The following is a 20,615-nucleotide window of genomic DNA, read 5'->3' as shown; positions in this document are numbered from 1 at the left end:
GGAACTTGGCATTTTTTTTGGCTTATAAATTTACCCGCCGATAATTTCTCCACCATTAACATGAATAAATTGACCTGTAATATAGCTACTGTCTTTACAAGCTAAAAATACATAAGCAGGCGCAACCTCACTGGGTTGGCCAGCTCGGCCTAACGGAGTGTCTTGTCCAAAATCGCTAACATCATCAAATGAGGCTGGGATAAGTGGTGTCCAAATTGGTCCAGGTGCAACACCGTTTACACGTATATTCTTTTTAGCTAGTTGAGCAGAAAGTGATCTTGTGAAACTCACAATGGCTCCCTTGGTACTAGCGTAATCCACTAAGTGATCACTGCCCCGATAGGCCGTTACAGAACTAGTATTTATAATACAGTCCTCCTTATCGAGATATTTTAGCGCGATTTTAGACATATAAAAATAGGCGTAAATATTGGTTTTAAACGTTTTTTCAAAATCATCCATTGCAATATCTTCAATGGAATCTTTTGGAAATTGAACGGCGGCATTATTAACGAGAATATTTAATTGACCGTATTGATCAATACATTTTTCAAGGGCGTCATCGCATTGCTGTGTGTCTTGAAGATTCGCTTTAATTAACAAACACGCTTGTCCTTCTGCTTCTACTAAAGACTTTGTTTTTTCAGCATCTTTAGTTTCGGATAAATAAATAATAGCAATATCCGCACCCTCACGTGCAAAATGTACTGCAACGCTTCTGCCAATGCCACTGTCTGCACCTGTTAAGAGCGCAATTTTTCCTTTAAGTTTACCACTTCCGCGATAATCATCGCTAATAATTTCAGGTTGTGGGTTCATTTTATGTTCCTTTCCTGGAAGTTCCTGATCTTGTTCTGGGAATTTTTTTGGTTTGTTCATGTGTATTACGCTTAAAAATTTAAACTGGTTCTGTTACGAATTTGAATATGCTATTTCATTAGAAATGCTACCATTAGATTACTTTTAATGAATGTCTTCTAGATAATTAGCGATTTAAATACGCGCTTAAAATTATAAACAAATCGACTTTTTGGCTACTACAAAAACAATAGACTTTTGCTCATTAGAATAAAATCGGAAGAGTAAGTTTTAAAAATATATAAATGTATGCCGCAACCCTAAAGAACCAAGAAAGCTCTAATGAGCTAATTATTAGAAAAACCAAATGGGTTGATGAAATCCCAAGTCTACTTACGAGTATAGATTGTAAAAAGTTTTATTAACCGAATAGGAGGTGAAATAATTTATCGCCTAACCAATAGCCGAATCCCAAGACTAGGGGATAGCCAATAAATAGCCATAAATAGTCGATCACTGTTAATTGTCTAAAAGCAGTACTTCCATTTTTAGATAATAATTCTATAAAACCATACCACGATTTAAGTCCTAGTTTTCCTATAATACCATTTGCTAAAATAGCGATAATAAGAATAGTTAAGCCAATTACATATAGGCGGATGAGATGGTTTAATTCCATGATAAGTTATTTCGTTCTTGCCAATAATGTCCAGTTGAGACCCCATAAGATTTCAATTTTGAAATTTCATCTGTGGTCAATTCAAAGTCTAATGCTTTTACATTTTGTTGTAATTGTTTTGAGTTGGTAGCTCCACTCAAAACTAAATTAGGGTTTAAATATTGCATGATAAATCGAATAGCAATAGCATCAAATCCAACTTTATAGTGTGAAGAAAGAGATTCTAAATAATCATATGCCTGTTGGTAAATTTGATAGTTATCATTTCTAAAGACGCGACCATTAGCTAGTGCTTCTTTAATAATTATCGTTTTACCGTTAGCGCGCAATTCTTTTAAAATATGGAAAGTTGTTTGTTCAAAAAGGTTGAAAGTAACTTGGTAACTGTCGAATAATTCTTCACCATCAAAAACAATTTTTCGCGCAGCTTCAATAATTTTTATTTGTTCGGTACCGCTAGATGAAATTCCGATTTTAAGATGATGTTTTGCTTTTAATTCATATAATCTAGAAAGAACAGCATCATTGCTTAATACACCACTGTCTAAAGTGGCAGAGTGAATTTGATAAATATTTAAATTGGGTAAAAATGCTTTTGAAACTTCCCATTGTGAATTCAATTTATCAATGGAATGTTCTTTAATTTCGTGTTTTTCAGAAAAACCAATTTCCCAATTAGCAACATAAGTATAACCAAATTTTGTGGAGAGGTGGACGTCTTTATGTTGTCTCGAATTATGCCATTCCAGCAAAAATTGTTCTCCCAGTCCATAGGAAGGAGCAACATCAAAATGTCGAATACCTAAATTATAGCTTTCGTCCAAAACCTTAAAAGTATTATGCTTAAAAGCATCAACGGATTTGTCGATATCCGTTTTCGATTTAATGTTTATATATTCTGGTCTTCCTAATGCCGCAAGTCCCAATCCAATTTTAGTATCACTCATTTTTTAATTGTGCTTCAGTCGTTTTTAATTTTTTTGGAATAAATCCAATTTTTATATGTTCTGAAAATCTATTCAATAAGAGTTTTAATTTTGGATTTATAAATCGTTCACAAAAAGGTTTCTCTGGATTTTTTCGATAGTAATTCTGAATCGCTTCGCGAGACGGTTTAAATTCTGAAAAGGGATACACTCTTGTAACAAGTTCATTACCGAACTCAGGTTGAAACGATTTTAAGATGTTATCGGCCTCTCTTTTTTGAGCGCCTGAGAAATAATAAACCGCTGAACGGTATTTCTCTCGCATGGTATGTTGCGAAGTACTTTTATGAGTATGTAAATGAATTTCGATCAACAATTGAAGCGAAATCTCTTCAGGATTAAAATGAATTATAACGGCTTCAGAAAACGAATGATTATCACCGATTGAAGCCACATAACCTTGTTCAACCTTGTAAACCCCAATCAATGCTTGAACAACAGCTTCAGTACACCAATGGCAACCACCACCCATCGCTATTTTTGTTCGCTTTTTCAATACATTAATAATAAATTATATGAATAACATTTTGTAAAATCTTACCTTGGACTAATGCTTTAGTGTCTTTAATTTATCAGCATGTAATTGGCGAAGCTTCGCTAATTTCGGATCGATTACAAAACTACAATAACCATAATCTGGATTATTTTTATAAAAATCCTGGTGCTCTTTTTCTGCGTCATAAAAAATCGGAGCGGCAGATAATTCCGTTACAATCGGATTATCGTAATGAGGTTTCAATTCGTTAAAAACAATTTCTGCCATTTCTTTTTGCTTTTCATTATGATAATAAATTACAGAGCGATATTGTGTTCCACGATCTGCTCCTTGTTTGTTAAGACTAGTAGGATCATGAGTTGTCATAAAGATGATTAAAATATCTTCATAACTTATCACATTGGCATCAAAAGTAACTTTCACCACTTCGACAAAGCCTGAGAGTCCAGAGCATATTTCTCTATATGTAGGGCGACCAGGAGCATCACCACCAGTGTAACCTGAAACAACTTTTTCTACGCCTTTTACTTCCTCAAATACAGCTTCTGTACACCAAAAGCAACCTCCACCAACTGTAGCTGTTTGTAAATTTTTTTTTATCATTTGGCAATTCCTTTATTTAAAGCCATGGATTCTGAATTCACACAATAACGTAGTCCGCTAGGTTCTGGGCCATCTGGAAACACATGTCCCAAATGTGCATCACAGGTATTGCACAATACTTCTACGCGCACCATACCAAAGCTCGAATCTTTATGATATTTAATTGCGTTCACCTCAATGGGTTGAGTAAAACTAGGCCAACCTGAATTAGAACTGAATTTTATAGTCGAGTCAAACAAAGGTGTGCCACAACAGATACAATTATATTGGCCATCGTCATAAGTGGTACAAAGGGCTCCGCTATTTGGAGCTTCTGTGCCTTGTTGTCTTGTAATTCTGTATTGTTCTGGGGTTAATTGCGCTCGCCATTCGGCTTCGGTTTTTTCAACACGTCTATCTGGTGTAGGGTTTCCATTTACGGAAAAGCTAATTATATCTTTCCAAGTTAACATACTCTGTCTTTTTTATATTTGATTTCAAAATTGTCGTAATTTTTCTAAAATACTTTCATAATGAAGTTTTAATCTTTTCTCAAAGCTTTAATTAATTCACTTTTATTCATTTTAGATCTGCCGTCTATGTCAACATTTTTTGCTTGTTGATAGAGTTCCTCTTTTGTCCAATCTTCATACGGACTTGCTTTGCCTCCTTTTTTACCTGCATTTGGCGTATTGGCAATACGAGCCGCTTTCTCCTTACTATACCTTTTGTCTCGTAAAGCATCGTATTGATCTTCGTTTTTAATTCTTGAGCCTTCCATAGATATTAATGTTTTTATAATTTGGATTATAAGGTCGGTAATAATGCTATGTCTTATTAATTGAAATACGAGAAAAATTTGCTGATATGAGTAGTTAATAATCTTAATAATTTAGTCGTTTATCGAATGCTTCAACCTTTTTCTTATATAAGCACTCTTTCTAGCGAATAATTCAGGAATTTGCACAAAAAATTTCCCTAATATGAGCAATCGCACTATTACTAATATAAATTTAAATTTTCAACAGATAGTTTTATCACTACTGTATCTGAGTTTTTCTACTCAAATTTTTTCTCAAAGTACGGTGAGTACAACTTCAAAAGAGATTTCAAAAAGTATTTATTTAACAGCCAATATAGGTTTGGATCAGTCAACAAATTCCGCTGATATTATTCAGGCTATTATTAAAGCTTCCCAGTCGGATGACAAGGCTGTATTTCTTGCATTGGGTAATACCACCAGAAAAAATGGATATCCTAAAGATAAAAATGACAGAAGTAAAGAAGAAGCATATCTTAGATCACAATTATTAGAACCACTTAAAAATTTTAATGGTGAATTAATTTTTATTCCAGGAAAGAATGAATGGAATAAAGGTGGTCACAAAAATTTAGATGACTTAGAGTCATTTCTGCAAGATAATAGTACTTCCGAATTTTGGCCGAATGATGGCTGTCCTTTAGAGCGAGAGACGTTAAGTGATGAGGTGGAACTAGTTATGGTAGATACTCAATGGTTTTTAGAAGATTGGGACAACTATCCTTATATAAATAATGATTGTGAAATAAAGACCCGCGAACAATTTTTTATAGAATTTAAAGACGAGCTTAAAGACGAGCAAAATAAGACTATTGTTGTAGCATTACATCATCCGGTTTTAACTGCCACAAACCATGGATTAATTGGTCGTATGGGAGGTTTGTCTAAACAAGCCTATTATAATAATAATATGCAGTATTTAATAGGGCGATTAGAAACTTTAGCAAGTCAATTTAATGATGTTATTTTCGTTTCTGGTAGCGATAGAAATTTACAGTTTTTAATGGACGATGGTATCCCTCAAATTATTAGTGGTGCCACCGGAAAAACGAGCAAGTCTAGGCCTGATACTAAAGATGGTCATTTTGGTAGCGATGAACCGGGTTTTGCTAAACTCAACATTTTTAAAGATGGAAGTTCTGAAGTGGAAATTTATACTGTAAAGAACAACCAGTCTAATAAAGTATTTACTTCTCAAATAAAATTAAAAAAGGGCGCATTAGAAGATTTTGACTATCATACAAATAGCGATTTTGGCGAGACTTATAAATCATCAATCTACACAGAAAAAGAAACTAATAAATCTGGATTTTATAAATGGTTTTGGGGTGATCATTATAGAGAAACTTATGGTCGTAAAATAGAAGCTCCAGTATTATTTTTAGACAGTTTACCAAACAATGTTAGAGCAATTACTGAAGGTGGTGGTAATCAATCCCGAAGTTTACGACTTATTGATGATAATGAAAATGAATTTACGGCGAGAGAATTGCGTAAAAGTGGAGTTCGTTTTATACAGTCTTTTATAAAAGATCATTACGTCATAGAATATGCTGACAATACAGCAGTTGAAACTTTAGTGCAAGATTATTACACTACAGCACAGCCTTATGCCCAATTTGTCATTAATGATTTACTAGATGCTATCGATATACCACATGCAAATCCTAAAATTGTTTATCTGCCTAAACAGGAAAGGTTAGGTCGATTTAATGAAAACTATGGAGATAAATTATACATGTATGAAGAGCATGTAGGTGATGAAAATAAAAGTTTTGAAACGTTTGGTAATGCAGATGACATTATTAGTACTAAAGATATGCTGCTAGAACTTCAAAATGATAAAGACGCAAAAATTGATGAAGACAGTTATTTAAGAGCACGATTATTCGATTTGCTTATTGGAGATTGGGATAGACACGCCGATCAATGGCGTTGGGCGCTGCACGAAAAAGAAGATGGTGTTATGCTCTACAAACCTATACCAAGAGATCGCGATCAAGCATTTCCAAAATACGATGGAGTCTTTCCCGCTATTCTAAAATTAGCAGCTCCGTTGGCAAGAAACATGCAAACGTATGCACCAGAGATTCAAAATATAAAAACCTTTAACAACGCAGTTTATTATTTAGATAAAAATTTTATAAATCATGCACAGTGGGAGGATTGGAAAAAACAGGCAGAGCAACTACAAAACAATTTAACCGACGAGGTAATAGATAACGCATTTGCGAACTTATTAGAAGATACTAAAGATCAAAGTACAGAAAAAATTAAGTCGATTTTAAAACAGAGACGTGAGAATATAGTTTCTATAGCAAAAGATTATTATCAATATTTTAAGGAGCATGAAATTATTGTAGCCACCAATAAAGATAATACTATCGATATAGTGAGATTGCCAAACGGAAAAACGAATGTAACTATTCGTCAAAAAGATAAAACACTTATTAATAATACCTATTCTAAAGATCTCACCAAAGAACTTTGGATATATGCCTTAGATGGTAATGATGACATTAACATTACAGGTGATGGCGATGATTACATACACATTAAAATTTTTGGTGGTGAAGAAAATGATATCTATAATGTAGAAAATAAGCGCGCTATAAAAGTTTACGATTACAAATCGAAGAAAAATACATTCAATTCTCCGGTGCGTAAAATGCTTACAGATGCTTACGATATTAATCATTTTGACCCGCAAAAACGAAAGTATTCAAATAATGTAGTCTTGCCAACTGTAGGCTTTGATCCTGATGCTGGATTTAATGCCGGAATAACAAACACCTTTACAACTTACAGTTTGTTAAGAAATCCATTTACTACGCAACATACATTAAATGCTTCATATTATTCAGCAACACAAGGTTTTGAGTTTTCTTATATTGGCGAGTTTGCTCATATTTTTCAAAATTGGAATTTGAATTTAGATACACGTATAACGAGTGCAAATTTCGCTACCAATTTCTTCGGAATTGGCAATGAAACGGTATATGATGAAGATGATAAGGATATGGACTTTAATCGGGTAAAAATTAAACAATGGCATATTCAACCATCATTAATTTATAGGTCGAGTGGAAATGTAAGTGCTCATGTTGCGGCAAGAATAGAAGCCCATGAAGTAGAAAATTCTGATGACGGAATTACAGAAACTATGTTTAGTTTAGATGATGATGTTTTTGATAACCAAATATATGCAGGAGCTGAAGTCGGCATAAATTTCAATAATAAAGAAGGTTTATTGAGTTTACCTCGTCGTGGAATGGAATTGGGCCTTGTTGCAGGTTACAAGCAAACTATTGATTCAGATTATGATAATAAATTTTCTTATATAACTCCAACGGCTTCGTTTATTTTTCCTATTCACGAAAGTGGTTTAGCGACTTTAGCGACCAAAGCACAAGCCAATTTTATTCTTGGAGACAATTATGAGTTTTATCATGCGGCCACGGTAGGTGGGAATACAAGTTTACGAGGGTATAGAAATGAGCGCTTTTCTGGTGAAACATCATTTTTTCAAACTACAGATTTACGAGTGTGCTTTCTTGAGAGACGAACTGGATTTGTGCCCCTTAGAATTGGTGTAACCGGAGGGTTTGATTATGGACGAGTTTGGAATGAAAATGAAGATTCTAGCCAATGGCATAATAGTTATGGTGGATCAATCTTTATTAATGGATTTCAGGCATTCACAGCAAATGTGGGGTATTACCAAAGTAATGAAGATAGCCGAATTATATTTACCGCAGGGTTTAGATTTTAAATAGTGCTTGTTATAAGCTGGATTTCTTTAAAAATACTTCTTTGAGAGACCTGTTGAAAATTCAGATGTGTTTCAGTTTGCGAATAAACTTTCAAAATTTGTAAATGAGATGATTTTAAAGACGTTAAGTTTTTCTTAAATCCAAGGGAAAATGTAGGTTTCGTTCTCTTTTGTGTAGAAGAAACAATAGTTTTGCAGCATATTTAAAATGAAATCAGAAATTTATGAGTCAAGTAAAAGAAAATGATACTGTAAAGGTACATTACACAGGAAAATTAAAAAGCGGACAAGTCTTTGATAGTTCTTTAGAGCGTGAGCCTTTAGAATTTACATTAGGACAAGGTATGTTAATTCCTGGTTTTGAAAATGCAGTTATTGATATGAAGGTGAATGATAAGAAAACAGTTGACATTCCAGTAACTGAAGCTTATGGAGATGTGAGAAAAGAATTATTCCATAAAGTAGAAAAAGCACAATTACCAGAAGAAGTAAAACCCGAAGTTGGTTTAGGTTTAGCTTCTAGAGATGAACAAGGTAATGAGCACCAGTTTAGAATTGTTGAGGTAAATGAAGATCACGTAATTGTTGATGGAAATCACCCTTTAGCTGGTCAAGAATTAGTGTTTGAACTTGAAGTTGTAGAGATCAAATAATTAATTTTTTCATAAAAATAGAATAACCTGTGAACTAATATTTCACAGGTTTTTTTTATTCATAACATTGGAAATGAATACTAAGCTTTTCTACTATTGATTCACTTTCGAAGGTTTGTTTAATTCTGACACTAATCCTGCATCAGAAAATAGCATTCGTCCAATTCAAGGCGTTCATTTAGTTTTTGATAATTTGTTTTTACCGGGCAATAATGCTATACTGGTTCCGAAAACAGCTGATAGTCGTGAATTATTTTTAGTACCATGGCACAATAGAGTAGTGGTAGGTACAACAGATACGTTATTTGATAGCTACAGTTTAGAACCAAAACTATTAGAGAATGAAATCGATTTTGTATTAGAAACGGCTAATAGATACCTGAATAAATAAGCAAGTAAAAAAGATGTCTTAAGCGTCTTTGCTGGTCTTAGACCTTTAGTTGCACCAAAAAATAAATCTTAAAAGATTCACGGAGCAAATGGCACGGAAGATTAGTCTAATCGTTTGTATATTTACGGTACAGATCAAAAAGGAATTGAAAAATAGATAATAGAAAATCCTGATTTGGGCGAAAATTTGCATACTCGATTAAAGTTTACAAACGCCTAAATCATTTGGGCTGTACGCCATGAAATAGCAAGAACTATTATAGTGTTTTAGGGAGAGAGTGTACGCGTACTGTTTTTAGGTGCTAAAGCAGCAGTGGAAGTTGCACCAATGGTGAGTGAATTAATTAGAGCGGAATTTATTGAGACCGACAAATGGTTAGCAGAACAAATATCGAAATTTAACCAAACTTCTGATTGCACAGTAATAAAAGCCAAGATAACAGGATAGTACAAGGCTATTGAGGCTTTAAAATATTGGACGGAGAACAGTTAAGATTATGGTAAATCCTGAATTACCTTTACAATGAATAAAACATTACCTAAAAATAAATTGAAAAGAATTAGACGTTTTTTCAAAATAACGAATTTATGAAGCGAACTATCAAACTTGTACATTTATATGTTATATGCCTTATGTTTTTAGGCTGTAAATCTGTTAACGAAAATTCTTTAACCAAAAGTTCTGACGTTACTTTAAAATTAATGTCATATAACATCCGATTAGATATTGCTTCCGATGGAGAAAATGCCTGGCCGAATCGACGTAATTTTTTGAGTTCGCAAATTTTATTTTTAGATCCAGATATTTTTGGAGTTCAAGAGGCTAGACCTAACCAAATTCAAGATTTAAATAAAGCCTTGCCAAATTATCAATTCATTGGCATAGGGCGCGATAACAATGGAGAGGGTGAGCATGCAGCTATCTATTATAACTCCAGGCATATGGGCGTAGAAAGGGAAGATACCTTTTGGTTGTCTAATACACCAAATGAAGTTTCTAAAGATTGGGATGCTGCGTATCCTAGGGTTTGTACTTATGGCTTGTTTACATCACTTAGAAATCAACGGAAATTTTGGGTCTTTAACACCCATTTGGATCATGTAGGTACAGTATCGCGGCAAAAAAGTATTCAGCTCATACTTAAAAAAATAAAGTTGGTAAATACTGAAAATTACCCTGTTATGCTTATGGGTGATTTTAATGTAGAACCTCAAAGTGAAGTGGTAGCTGAGATATCTAACACAATGACGGACTCAAAAGATATTGCACAAATAGAATTTGGACCTGATGGAACGTTTAATGGTTTTAAATATAATGAACCGAATGCCCGAAGAATCGATTATATTTTTGTTTCTAAATTACCAAATGTTGAAGTTCATAAATATGGGGTATTGTCAAGTGCAATAAATTTTAAGTTTCCCTCAGACCATTTCCCTGTATTTATTGAAATAGAATTTTAATACATTCTATACTATCAATAAAATAGCAAGGTATTTATATCTGAATAAAGCGACACCGAATGCAATATAGATTTGAAATTATGCGATGATCTGAAGTCATTTTAAATTTTCTATATTATTTTACAGCAGGGAAATATGAAAAATAAAAATTAGGCAACATCTTTTTTATTCAAATGAAATTGCAGGGCGCCGGATGGGCATTTCTTAATCTGATTTACAATTGTTTCGGTTTGTGCCCCTTCTAAATCAATCCAAGGAATCACGGATCTTCGAAAAACATCTGACAATTGTTGTGCACATAGTTCTGCATTTGCGCAACAACGAGGGGTGTAGGTTACGGTAATTTCAGAATTACTGAAAACGTTTGCGTTAAATTCCATAATAAGTAGATTAGTTTGGGGTTAAGCATATAAATTTAACTGGATATAGCTAAGTAAATCTAGCTAAAATATAGTTTAAAAACAAAAAAGATCGATAAAGTGCTTTTTATTTTAACTAATAAGATGAATTGTTTTATTCAAATTCTGAAGTCATATGAAAGGTAATACTAGGATATTTTTGTTGAGACATTTGTAACGAAAACATAGAATCTGCTAAAAATACCAACTGATTATGTTTGTCCCTTGCCAAATAGCGTTGTTTTACTCTTAGGAAATCTTTATATTCTTCACTTTTCTCGTCATCCGTTTTAATCCAACATGCTTTATGAACATTAAGATTTTCATAGGTACATTTCGCACCATATTCATGTTCTAATCGGTATTGAATAACTTCATATTGAAGAGCTCCTACAGTACCAATAACTTTTCTGCCGTTAAAATCGAGGGTAAATAATTGCGCTACACCTTCATCCATCAATTGATCGATACCTTTGTATAACTGCTTTGCCTTCATTGGGTCTGCATTGTTAATATATCTAAAGTGTTCTGGTGAAAAACTAGGAACTCCTTTGTAGTTTAATATTTCACCTTCAGTAAGTGTATCTCCAATTTTAAAACTACCGGTATCTTGAAGTCCAACAATATCACCAGGATACGAAATATCCACGATTTCTTTCTTTTCAGCAAAAAACGCATTTGGACTAGAAAATTTTAATTTTTTATCATGTCTAACATGTAAATATGGAGAATTTCGTTTAAATTCTCCCGATACAATTTTTACAAAAGCTAATCTGTTTCTATGGTTAGGATCCATGTTAGCGTGTATTTTAAACACAAAACCACTAAATTTCTTCTCATCAGGTTTTACTAAACGTTCTTCACTCTGTTTAGGTCTTGGTTTAGGGGCAATTTCAACAAAACAGTCTAATAGTTCTCTTACACCAAAATTATTTAAAGCCGAGCCAAAAAATACGAGCTGTTGATTTCCATTGAGATATTCATCTTTATTAAATTGAGGATAAATACCAGTAACCAATTCAATTTCGTCTCTTAATGTATTTGCAGCTTTTTCGCCAACGAGTTTATCTAAGTTAGAAGATGATAAATCTGAAATCTCAATGGTTTCCTCAATATCTTTACGGCTATCACCCGAGAAAAGATTAATGTTTTTCTCCCAGATATTATAGATTCCTTTGAAGTCGTAACCCATGCCTATTGGGAAACTAAGTGGCACAACCTTTAGACCTAATTTTTGTTCAATTTCATCTAAAAGATCAAAAGCATCTTTACCTTCTCTATCCATTTTATTGATAAATACAATAATTGGAATCTTTCGCATTCTACAGACTTCAACTAATTTTTCTGTCTGCTCTTCTACACCTTTGGCGACATCAATAACCACTATAACGCTATCTACGGCAGTTAAAGTTCTAAATGTATCTTCAGCAAAATCCTTATGACCAGGCGTATCGAGAATATTTATCTTAATTCCATTATACTCAAATGCTAAAACGGAAGTCGCCACAGAAATACCACGCTGACGTTCAATTTCCATAAAATCACTCGTAGCACCTTTTTTTATCTTATTGCTTTTTACGGCTCCAGCTTCTTGTATCGCACCGCCAAATAATAGAAGTTTTTCAGTAAGTGTGGTTTTACCTGCATCAGGGTGCGAGATGATACCAAAGGTGCGTCGTCTGTTTATTTCTTTTAAAAAACTCATATTTATAATTGGATCCGTTTTAAAGTTTGATTTCTTCCTCTTATGTTGTAAAAGGTGAATAAACTTTTTTTTTTAGTTAAAAAACGAGTGCAAATATAAGCGAATACACCAAGTTTATAAAACTGTCTTGCTATAATTCTCCACTGATGGAATCGTTGAAATGAATTTTATTCTGGTGACATATTTTATAAGACGTGAATTATCGTATTCGGTAGCTGTGGTAGGTTTTACAGGTTTATTATTAATTGCTATAATGTAAATTTCTAAAATACAATTACATTAAAATTACTATGCGTGCATAATAAATAAATAAAAACATTTGAAAATGTTAACTTTTAATTTATATTTGCACCAAATTGCATTTTATCGACTAAATGTCGACTTTTGTCGACGAAATATGTTAAAAAAAAGTTATAGAAATATAATTTTTGTAATTTAATAACGATTAATAGCATAATCATTTTGAACCTACAGACATTTCATTTAAGCCTATCACGCATTATGCGAGATCAGGTTTTTTTGTTTTTTATATCTAGGATTTTATTGTGCTAAAAAATGAATTATCATAAGTCTATAGTGACTAATAAAACATCAAAATATTAAATAATTTTACCTCAAAATAACATGAAAATCTCTACTCGATTCTCTAAGAATAATAATTTAACACGATTATTCTGTATTACGTTGACATTTGTAATGCTGTCAATGTTGGAAAGTTTTGGTCAGAACATTCCCGCTTCTAATCTTAATTCTAATGGCAATAATCCTTGTTACAATTGTGTTCCAACCAATTGGGCAGATACCGGTGGAACTCCAGATATGTCAAATGCTATTCTTGCAGCAGCAGGTACTGTGGGTGGTGGATCTGATGGATGGAATTTTTCTCCTTCAAATCAATTACCGTTACCTCCTAATAATCATGCATTATGGATATCATTGAGAGATATTGGTGGCACCGAGGAGTCCGTTACTACAACTATGACGAATTTAACTGTAGGTGCTACCTACGAGATAATTTTATATTGGTTTGCGCCAATTACTAGAGGAGTAGGACAGCCAGGTGGAAATAGCTTTTATGCAGGAACCTATATTGAAGATTTTGAATACCAAGTAGAAGGTAGTTCTAGACAATTCATATTTGTTAATAGTCCGGACAGAAATCAGTGGAATACAACTGCTGTAAGATTTATGGCAACTGCAACGGATATGGATTTTACGTTTTATCCTGGTACTGATGCTGCTCCTAGAGGTACAGGGGTTGGCTCTAGATTCGTTTATGAGACTGTACAATTATCTATAACATTAGATGCTATTAATACAGCACCAGTAGCGGATGACAATTCTGATGTTACTCCATTTAATACATCCACAACCTTCAATGTCACTAATACGGATACGGACATCGATGGAAATATAGTAGATGCTTCAGTAGATTTAGATGTAAGTACACCTGGAATCCAGAACACTATATTAACAGCTCAAGGAACTTGGTCTGTTGATACCAATGGTGATGTTACTTTTACTCCAGTAAATGGTTTTACTGGCACAGCAACCTTATTGTATACTGTAAAAGACGATTACTCAGTTGATTCTATTCCGGTACCTGCAACATCGAATCAGGCTACCTTAAGTGTAACAGTAGATGTGGACCCATGTTTAGATGGGGCAATTGTGGGTACAGTAACTGCTAATGACCCAGATGCCGACGGGATTAATAATATATGTGATGTCGATGATGATAACGATGGTATTTTAGATATCGATGAATGTGGTGGCGGTATCACGATATTAAATTCCTCAACATTGTCTAGTGGTGCAGGCGGAGATATTTCATCGTTCTCCTCTACTTTTACTCCAGTAACAGGTAATAATAGAGCTTTAATTCTAGTGTTAGGCTCAGAATATTCTCCTGCTGATGCCGGTCTTACAGAAAATGCAACCGTTTCTTTCGGTGGTATACAGATGCAACAGTTAGGTATAAAATATGGGGTGAAAACAGCTGGAGATAATAATTATATCGCAGTATATGCTTTATATGAATCAGATATTATAGCCGCAGCAAATACTAATATAATTGTAAATGCGGTTGGCATTAATCAATCTTTCGCCGCATATGTTATGACTGCAGAAAATACTGAAATTACAGATACTATTAGTCCGGTGTTTTTCGATATAGGACTCATCGGGTCCGATGATACTAATGTAAATTATTCAGCACCTACAGTGAATTATATAGCAAGTGATAATTTGTTTATGTTCGCTAATAGTGGGAGTACTGGTGCAACTTATACCTTTGATCAGGGCACGGAAATTACAGAGATTGGGGTTTCGGGGTCTTCATTAGGAGGAATGAATTACACGTCTAATATCACGCAGTCTATTGCCTTAAGTGGTACTATCTCTGCAACAAGAAGAAGTAGTGGTGTGGTTTTTAAGTTAAGACCTTCCGTTGGAAATTCATGTTCAGATTCTGATAATGATGGTATAGTAGATCGTTTAGATTTAGATTCAGATAACGATGGTATTTACGATATAGTCGAATCAGGTAATGGTGCCTTAGATACTAATAGTAATGGTTTTATAGATTCAGGTGATACCGGAGATTTAAACGATGCTGACGGTAATGGTGCTAATGATACATCAGAATTAACATCACCGATAGATACTTTGAGTGATGGAAGTTTCGATTTTCAAAACACAGATAGTGATGGTGATGGATGTTCTGATGCTAACGAGGCCTATAATGATGCTAATGCAGATGGTGGCGATGGCGGTCAGTTCGGTTTTGGTGATCCAGTTACTATAAATATTACAAACGGATTGGTGTCCGATACTGAAGTAGATTACACCATTGGCACTAATGCGGCAGTGACAGATGCTACAGGAGTATCTGTATGTGATTGTGGTATAACAGATATTGCCTATTCAAACGAAACAACCTGTAATAACAATGGTACGCCTTCAGATACCACTGATGATACCTTTACAGCTGATATTGCGATTACTTTTAGTAATCAACCTTCTACAGGAACATTAAATTTAACGGGAGATGTTATCGGAACTTATACTATTTCAGTTTCTAGTTTAACGTCACCATACACGTTTAGTAATGTAGTATTACCTGCAAATGGTAATGCGATATCATTAACGGCGACTTTTTCAGATGAATTAACATGTACTCTTGAAAACACCAATGTTTTAATAGCACCATTTGAATGTAGTGATGACGCTTGTGATGATGTGATACCTTTAGGTAGTCCAACCGCTCAAATCGATGCTGCAGATATAACATTAGATATTACAGGGACAGGTGGAGCGTCTAGTGCTATTCTAAATTCTATTTCTATTGCGGGTGAGCCTAATCCATTTACAGAATTATATATTCCAAGTCGAATGTATTATCAATTTGCTAATCCTGGAGCATCTAATCAATATATAGACGATATGTCTACGACAGGTGCTAATATTACAAATGGGGCAACCGTTTTTGATGCCGAACTTTTAGCCGCATTCACAGATAGAGATCTTACACATTATTTAGCAACGGATAATCAAATAACTAATACAGATAATGTTATTTTGCGCTATGACGCTCCGATTTCAGCAGCATCAAATCGATATGTTGCGGTAACCGAAAGAAATGGTAACAATCGTGTTAGATTACAAGCATTAGATGCTTTAGGCAACTTAATGGGTACAGCGAGAGAAATAAACCCTAGTAATTATTTTGACACCACGGTGTCCGCTGTACCAAGTACAGGTGGTGCATCACAAAATATTTATATGGCCGTATATCCTTTAACTAGTTTTGTAACTTCTGGAAGCGAAATTTATGGTTTTATCTTAACACAATCTGGGGCCGCAGGTAATGATGGTGGTGATGGAAAGGTTTTTGTAATGTTCGATTCTGCATTCTTAACTCCACCACCAACTATTAATCCATTAACTAATGTGGTGCAACCCACTTGTCCCTCAAACGAAGGTTCAATTACTGTCGATGCAACTAATAATGGCGGAGGTACTATTGAATACAGTTTAACTAGTCTAAGCGGTACGAATGAAGTGACATGGCAAACCTCAAATGTCTTTAATAATTTGCCGCCAGATGAGTATACGGTTGTAGTAAGGTATCAAGCAGCACCAGACTGTATAGCGATATCTGCTAATCCAGTAACACTAATAGAGGCTTGCTGTAATATTACAGGAATCTCAGCATTAAATATAGATCAATGTAATGATAACGGAACCCCAGCTATTTTAACGGACGATACATTTACTGCAGATATAACAGTTACTTTTATATCTGCTCCAGCTAGTGGAACATTAAATTTATCGGGAGATGGAACAACATCTGTATCGGTTACGGGATTAACTTCTCCATACACATTTGTAGATGTTGTACTTCCTGCAAACGGTAATTCTATTAATTTAATAGCTACATTTTCAGGACAAGCTGGCTGTCCATTTACCAATTCAAACGTTTTTACAGCACCATCAGAATGTAGTGATGATGGCTGTTTTGATTCGATACCAGAAGGTAGTCCAACAGCACAAATAACTTCTAGCGATGTTACTATAGATGTAACTGGAGCTGGTGGTGCTTCGAGTGCAATTCTAAATTCCATTACCATTGCTGGTGAACCTAATTCATTTACAGGTTTTTATATACCAAGTCAGGTTAATTATCAATTTGCCAATCCTGGTGCGTCAAATCAGTTTGTAGATGATATGTCATTAGTAGGTACAAACATTACTGATGGGCCAATAGTATTCGATCCAGAACTTTTAGAAACTTTTTCAGATAGAGATCTTACACATTATTTGGCTGCAGATAATCAAATTACTAATACAGATTATGTTCAAATACGTTATGATGCCCCTATTTCAGCAGCATCTAACAGATATGTTGCAGTTACAGAAAGAGACGGCAATAACCGTGTTAGGGTCCAAGCATTAGATGCTACAGGAAATGTTGTAGGAACAGCAATTGAGGTAAACCCTGGAAACTATTTTAATACTACAGTGCCAGCTATACCTAGTACGGGAGGGGCAGCACAAGATATTGGTATGGCTGTTTATCCTTTGACGAGTTTTCTAAATTCCGGTAGTGAAATTTATGGTTTTAGAGTAACACAATCTGGAGCTTCTGGTGGCGATGGTGCTGACGGAAAAGTTTTTGTAATGTACGATCCAGCCTTCTTAACACCACCTCCGACAATAGCATCAACAACAAGTGTAGTGCAACCGACATGTCCATCTAACGAAGGGTCAATTACAATTGATGCTATCGATAATGGAGGAGGTGCAATAGAATATAGTATTAATGGTGCTGCAGGTCCATGGCAAACGTCTAATGTATTTAACAGCTTGTTGCCAGATACATATACACCTGCAGTAAGATATGAATTGACACCAGAATGTTTGGCTGTTTCTATCAATCCAATTACTTTAAATACAGCCAACTGTCCTAGTATATCATTAATTAAGAGTATAACTAATAACACAGCTTTGGGTGCCTCAGGCATATTAGATGATGAACTTACGTATACTTTTACTGTTACTAATACAGGAAATGAAACATTATCCAATATTATAGTTAATGATCCTATTGTCGGCACAGTTCTTTGTGTAGCAACAACTCTTCTACCAGGGACAAGTACAACATGTGAAGCTACCTACACAGTCTTACAAAGTGATATTGATGCTGGTGGTATAGAAAATACAGCTAATGTGAGAGCTGAAGCCCCCGGTGGTAATGCGTCCGATCCTAATGATGATATTGTTGATGTCTCAGATACAGGAACCACAGCAGATGGTTCGATAGTAGCAGATCCTGAAACCGTTGAAACTGATGATATCGATAGTGTCAATGGAGATAATAATGATGCAGACCCGACGAATGACGTCACACCATTTTCAATTGTACAGAACCCAAGTATCGAAGCCGAAAAAACGGTAGCAATCACTAATGATATCGCACCAGTAGGAGCAAGTCTAGGAGATACTATGACATATATTATTACTGTGACCAACACCGGAGATGTGACTTTAGATAACGTTGCTATAGTAGATACCTTAACTGATACTGATGGTAACCCATTAGTATTGACTACAGGTCCAACGTTCGATGCTGCGAATTCAGACAATATTGAAGGAATTTTATTAGTTGGAGAATCAGCAAGCTATACAGCAACATATGTTATCGCTCAAGAAGCTGTAGATGCCGGAGGTTTTGAAAACAGTGTCGTAGCGAGTGGAGATAGTCCTGCAGATACCACGGTAAATGATACCAGTGACGATGGAGATGATACCGATGGGAATACTGAAGATGATCCCACAGAAACAATCATCGCAGAGAACCCAAGTATCGAAGCCGAAAAAACGGTAGCAATCACTAATGATATCGCACCAGTAGGAGCAAGTCTAGGAGATACTATGACATATATTATTACTGTGACCAACACCGGAGATGTGACTTTAGATAACGTTGCTATAGTAGATACCTTAACTGATACTGATGGTAACCCATTAGTATTGACTACAGGTCCAACGTTCGATGCTGCGAATTCAGACAATATTGAAGGAATTTTATTAGTTGGAGAATCAGCAAGCTATACAGCGACATATGTTATCGCTCAAGAAGCTGTAGATGCCGGAGGTTTTGAAAACAGTGTCGTAGCGAGTGGAGATAGTCCAGCAGATACCACAGTAAATGATACCAGTGATGATGGAGATGATACCGATGGGAACACTGAAGATGATCCCACAGAAACAAGTCTTGTGCCAGATCCTAAAATCAGTTTAATTAAAACTGCATTGCCTTTAGAAGACACTAATGGTGATGGTATAGTTGGAGGTATAGATGATATTATCATGTATGCATTCACTGTAGAAAACATAGGTAATTTAACGTTAACTAATATTGTAGTAGAAGATGACTTATTAGGGGTAGACTTAATAGGAGGATCAATAGCTCAGTTAAATCCTGGTGAATCAGATAGTACAACCTTTACGGCAACGTATGTAATAACTCAAGCAGATGTAGATTTAGGAAGTGTTACTAACACGGCTTCTGTAAGTAGTGAATTATCTGATGGAGATTTAAATGATCCAACAGACGATATTACAGATATCAGTGATGATCCAAATGATACAACCAATATTGATGATAATGGTGATGGCGATCCAGATGATCCAACCGTCACACCTGTAACATCCGTTTTTGATTTGGCGATTACTAAAACGGTTGATGAAACTAATCCAATTGTGGGTAATCAAGTTACTTTCATTATTGAAGTGGCAAATATTGGAAATGTTACAGCCACTAATATTAGTATTGATGAACAAATTCCAAGTGGTTACCGATTCATTTCAGCACTTATAACTGAAGGAATATATTCTGAATTAAATGGAGAATGGATAATTTCACAATTAAATCCAGATCAAGTAGAAATTCTTGAAATCACCGTTGAAGTGTTAGGTTTCGGAGAATATTTAAATACGGCATATATACAGGAATTTGATGGTGGAGATGATATTGACTCAAGTAATAATGAGGCCAATGCTACAGTAGAACCTGTTTGTTTAACAATTTATAACGAGTTTTCTCCCGATGGTGATGGTGTTAATGAAACATTTGTAATTGATTGTATTGAACAATACGCCAATAATAATTTAGAAGTCTATAATAGATGGGGGAACATAGTTTATAGTGTCAAACGCTATAACAATGATTGGGATGGTACCTCTAATGGAAGAGCTGTTATCAATCAATCCGATGAGTTACCTGTTGGAACCTATTATTATGTCTTAGATTTAGGTGATGGTTCAGAACCGCGAGTAGGATGGTTATACATTAATAGAAATAACTAATAA

At 34.7% G+C, this 20,615-nt stretch carries 14 protein-coding genes; 5 read left to right on the top strand and 9 right to left on the bottom strand.

Translation table 11 applies throughout. The annotated features are described in order from the left end of the window. Positions 1–30: 30 nt before the first annotated feature. From QMA06_RS07480 to QMA06_RS07450, 7 genes are all read right to left on the bottom strand, one after another. On the bottom strand, positions 31–879 hold the full coding sequence (locus QMA06_RS07480) for an SDR family oxidoreductase (protein ID WP_290206248.1): 849 nt from the start codon (positions 877–879) through the stop codon (positions 31–33). Positions 880–1,219: 340 nt separating this feature from the next. Next, positions 1,220–1,477 (bottom strand): DUF7672 family protein, encoded by a 258-nt coding sequence (locus tag QMA06_RS07475; protein WP_290206247.1) that lies wholly within the window; start codon positions 1,475–1,477, stop codon positions 1,220–1,222. After that, complete coding sequence (locus QMA06_RS07470) at positions 1,468–2,424, bottom strand: aldo/keto reductase (protein ID WP_290206246.1); 957 nt, start codon at positions 2,422–2,424, stop codon at positions 1,468–1,470. The genes QMA06_RS07475 and QMA06_RS07470 overlap by 10 nt, the downstream gene beginning before the upstream one ends. Further along, positions 2,417–2,935 carry a peptide-methionine (S)-S-oxide reductase gene (locus QMA06_RS07465; protein WP_407704305.1) on the bottom strand — a complete coding sequence of 173 codons (519 nt, stop codon included), beginning with the start codon at positions 2,933–2,935 and terminating at the stop codon, positions 2,417–2,419. The genes QMA06_RS07470 and QMA06_RS07465 overlap by 8 nt, the downstream gene beginning before the upstream one ends. A 75-nt stretch (positions 2,936–3,010) precedes the next feature. Further along, positions 3,011–3,562, bottom strand: a complete 552-nt coding sequence (gene msrA, locus QMA06_RS07460) for a peptide-methionine (S)-S-oxide reductase MsrA (protein WP_290206244.1) — start codon at positions 3,560–3,562, stop codon at positions 3,011–3,013. Beyond that, positions 3,559–4,014, bottom strand: coding sequence for a peptide-methionine (R)-S-oxide reductase MsrB (msrB, locus tag QMA06_RS07455; RefSeq protein ID WP_290206243.1), 456 nt, complete (start codon positions 4,012–4,014; stop codon positions 3,559–3,561). The genes msrA and msrB overlap by 4 nt, the downstream gene beginning before the upstream one ends. 68 nt (positions 4,015–4,082) lie before the next feature. Then, on the bottom strand, positions 4,083–4,322 hold the full coding sequence (locus QMA06_RS07450) for a Rho termination factor N-terminal domain-containing protein (protein WP_290206242.1): 240 nt from the start codon (positions 4,320–4,322) through the stop codon (positions 4,083–4,085). A gap of 202 nt (positions 4,323–4,524) precedes the next feature. Here QMA06_RS07450 and QMA06_RS07445 point away from each other — a divergent pair, with 202 nt between their 5' ends. From QMA06_RS07445 to QMA06_RS07430, 4 genes are all read left to right on the top strand, one after another. After that, positions 4,525–8,133: a metallophosphatase gene (locus QMA06_RS07445; protein WP_290206241.1), complete on the top strand. Its 3,609-nt coding sequence runs from the start codon at positions 4,525–4,527 to the stop codon at positions 8,131–8,133. A gap of 224 nt (positions 8,134–8,357) precedes the next feature. Then, positions 8,358–8,786 carry an FKBP-type peptidyl-prolyl cis-trans isomerase gene (locus tag QMA06_RS07440; protein WP_290206240.1) on the top strand — a complete coding sequence of 143 codons (429 nt, stop codon included), beginning with the start codon at positions 8,358–8,360 and terminating at the stop codon, positions 8,784–8,786. A gap of 115 nt (positions 8,787–8,901) precedes the next feature. After that, positions 8,902–9,177, top strand: a complete 276-nt coding sequence (locus QMA06_RS07435; protein WP_290206239.1) for an FAD-dependent oxidoreductase — start codon at positions 8,902–8,904, stop codon at positions 9,175–9,177. A 587-nt stretch (positions 9,178–9,764) separates the two neighbouring features. Then, positions 9,765–10,637, top strand: coding sequence for an endonuclease/exonuclease/phosphatase family protein (locus QMA06_RS07430; protein WP_290206238.1), 873 nt, complete (start codon positions 9,765–9,767; stop codon positions 10,635–10,637). A 149-nt stretch (positions 10,638–10,786) separates the two neighbouring features. Here QMA06_RS07430 and QMA06_RS07425 read toward each other — a convergent pair whose 3' ends face one another. After that, a complete protein-coding gene (locus QMA06_RS07425; RefSeq protein WP_290206237.1) occupies positions 10,787–11,017 on the bottom strand; it encodes a (4Fe-4S)-binding protein in 231 nt (76 codons plus the stop codon). 133 nt (positions 11,018–11,150) lie between these two features. Then, positions 11,151–12,740, bottom strand: a complete 1,590-nt coding sequence (locus tag QMA06_RS07420) for a peptide chain release factor 3 (RefSeq protein ID WP_290206236.1) — start codon at positions 12,738–12,740, stop codon at positions 11,151–11,153. A gap of 624 nt (positions 12,741–13,364) precedes the next feature. On the opposite strand from QMA06_RS07420, the gene QMA06_RS07415 reads away from it, so the two are divergent. Further along, on the top strand, positions 13,365–20,612 hold the full coding sequence (locus QMA06_RS07415) for a DUF7507 domain-containing protein (RefSeq protein WP_290206235.1): 7,248 nt from the start codon (positions 13,365–13,367) through the stop codon (positions 20,610–20,612). The last annotated feature ends 3 nt before the right edge of the window (positions 20,613–20,615 follow it).

The sequence above is a fragment of the Winogradskyella bathintestinalis genome (assembly GCF_030407435.1).
GTDB classification, from domain to species: domain Bacteria; phylum Bacteroidota; class Bacteroidia; order Flavobacteriales; family Flavobacteriaceae; genus Winogradskyella; species Winogradskyella bathintestinalis.
This window is presented reverse-complemented; position numbering and strand designations above follow the sequence as displayed.

Coding starts and splice junctions, on each gene's coding strand:
- QMA06_RS07480 (WP_290206248.1), bottom strand. CDS start 879: ATGAACAAACCAAAAAAATTCCCAGAACAAGATCAGGAACTTCCAGGA.
- QMA06_RS07475 (WP_290206247.1), bottom strand. CDS start 1,477: ATGGAATTAAACCATCTCATCCGCCTATATGTAATTGGCTTAACTATT.
- QMA06_RS07470 (WP_290206246.1), bottom strand. CDS start 2,424: ATGAGTGATACTAAAATTGGATTGGGACTTGCGGCATTAGGAAGACCA.
- QMA06_RS07465 (WP_407704305.1), bottom strand. CDS start 2,935: ATGGGTGGTGGTTGCCATTGGTGTACTGAAGCTGTTGTTCAAGCATTG.
- msrA (WP_290206244.1), bottom strand. CDS start 3,562: ATGATAAAAAAAAATTTACAAACAGCTACAGTTGGTGGAGGTTGCTTT.
- msrB (WP_290206243.1), bottom strand. CDS start 4,014: ATGTTAACTTGGAAAGATATAATTAGCTTTTCCGTAAATGGAAACCCT.
- QMA06_RS07450 (WP_290206242.1), bottom strand. CDS start 4,322: ATGGAAGGCTCAAGAATTAAAAACGAAGATCAATACGATGCTTTACGA.
- QMA06_RS07445 (WP_290206241.1), top strand. CDS start 4,525: ATGAGCAATCGCACTATTACTAATATAAATTTAAATTTTCAACAGATA.
- QMA06_RS07440 (WP_290206240.1), top strand. CDS start 8,358: ATGAGTCAAGTAAAAGAAAATGATACTGTAAAGGTACATTACACAGGA.
- QMA06_RS07430 (WP_290206238.1), top strand. CDS start 9,765: ATGAAGCGAACTATCAAACTTGTACATTTATATGTTATATGCCTTATG.
- QMA06_RS07425 (WP_290206237.1), bottom strand. CDS start 11,017: ATGGAATTTAACGCAAACGTTTTCAGTAATTCTGAAATTACCGTAACC.
- QMA06_RS07420 (WP_290206236.1), bottom strand. CDS start 12,740: ATGAGTTTTTTAAAAGAAATAAACAGACGACGCACCTTTGGTATCATC.
- QMA06_RS07415 (WP_290206235.1), top strand. CDS start 13,365: ATGAAAATCTCTACTCGATTCTCTAAGAATAATAATTTAACACGATTA.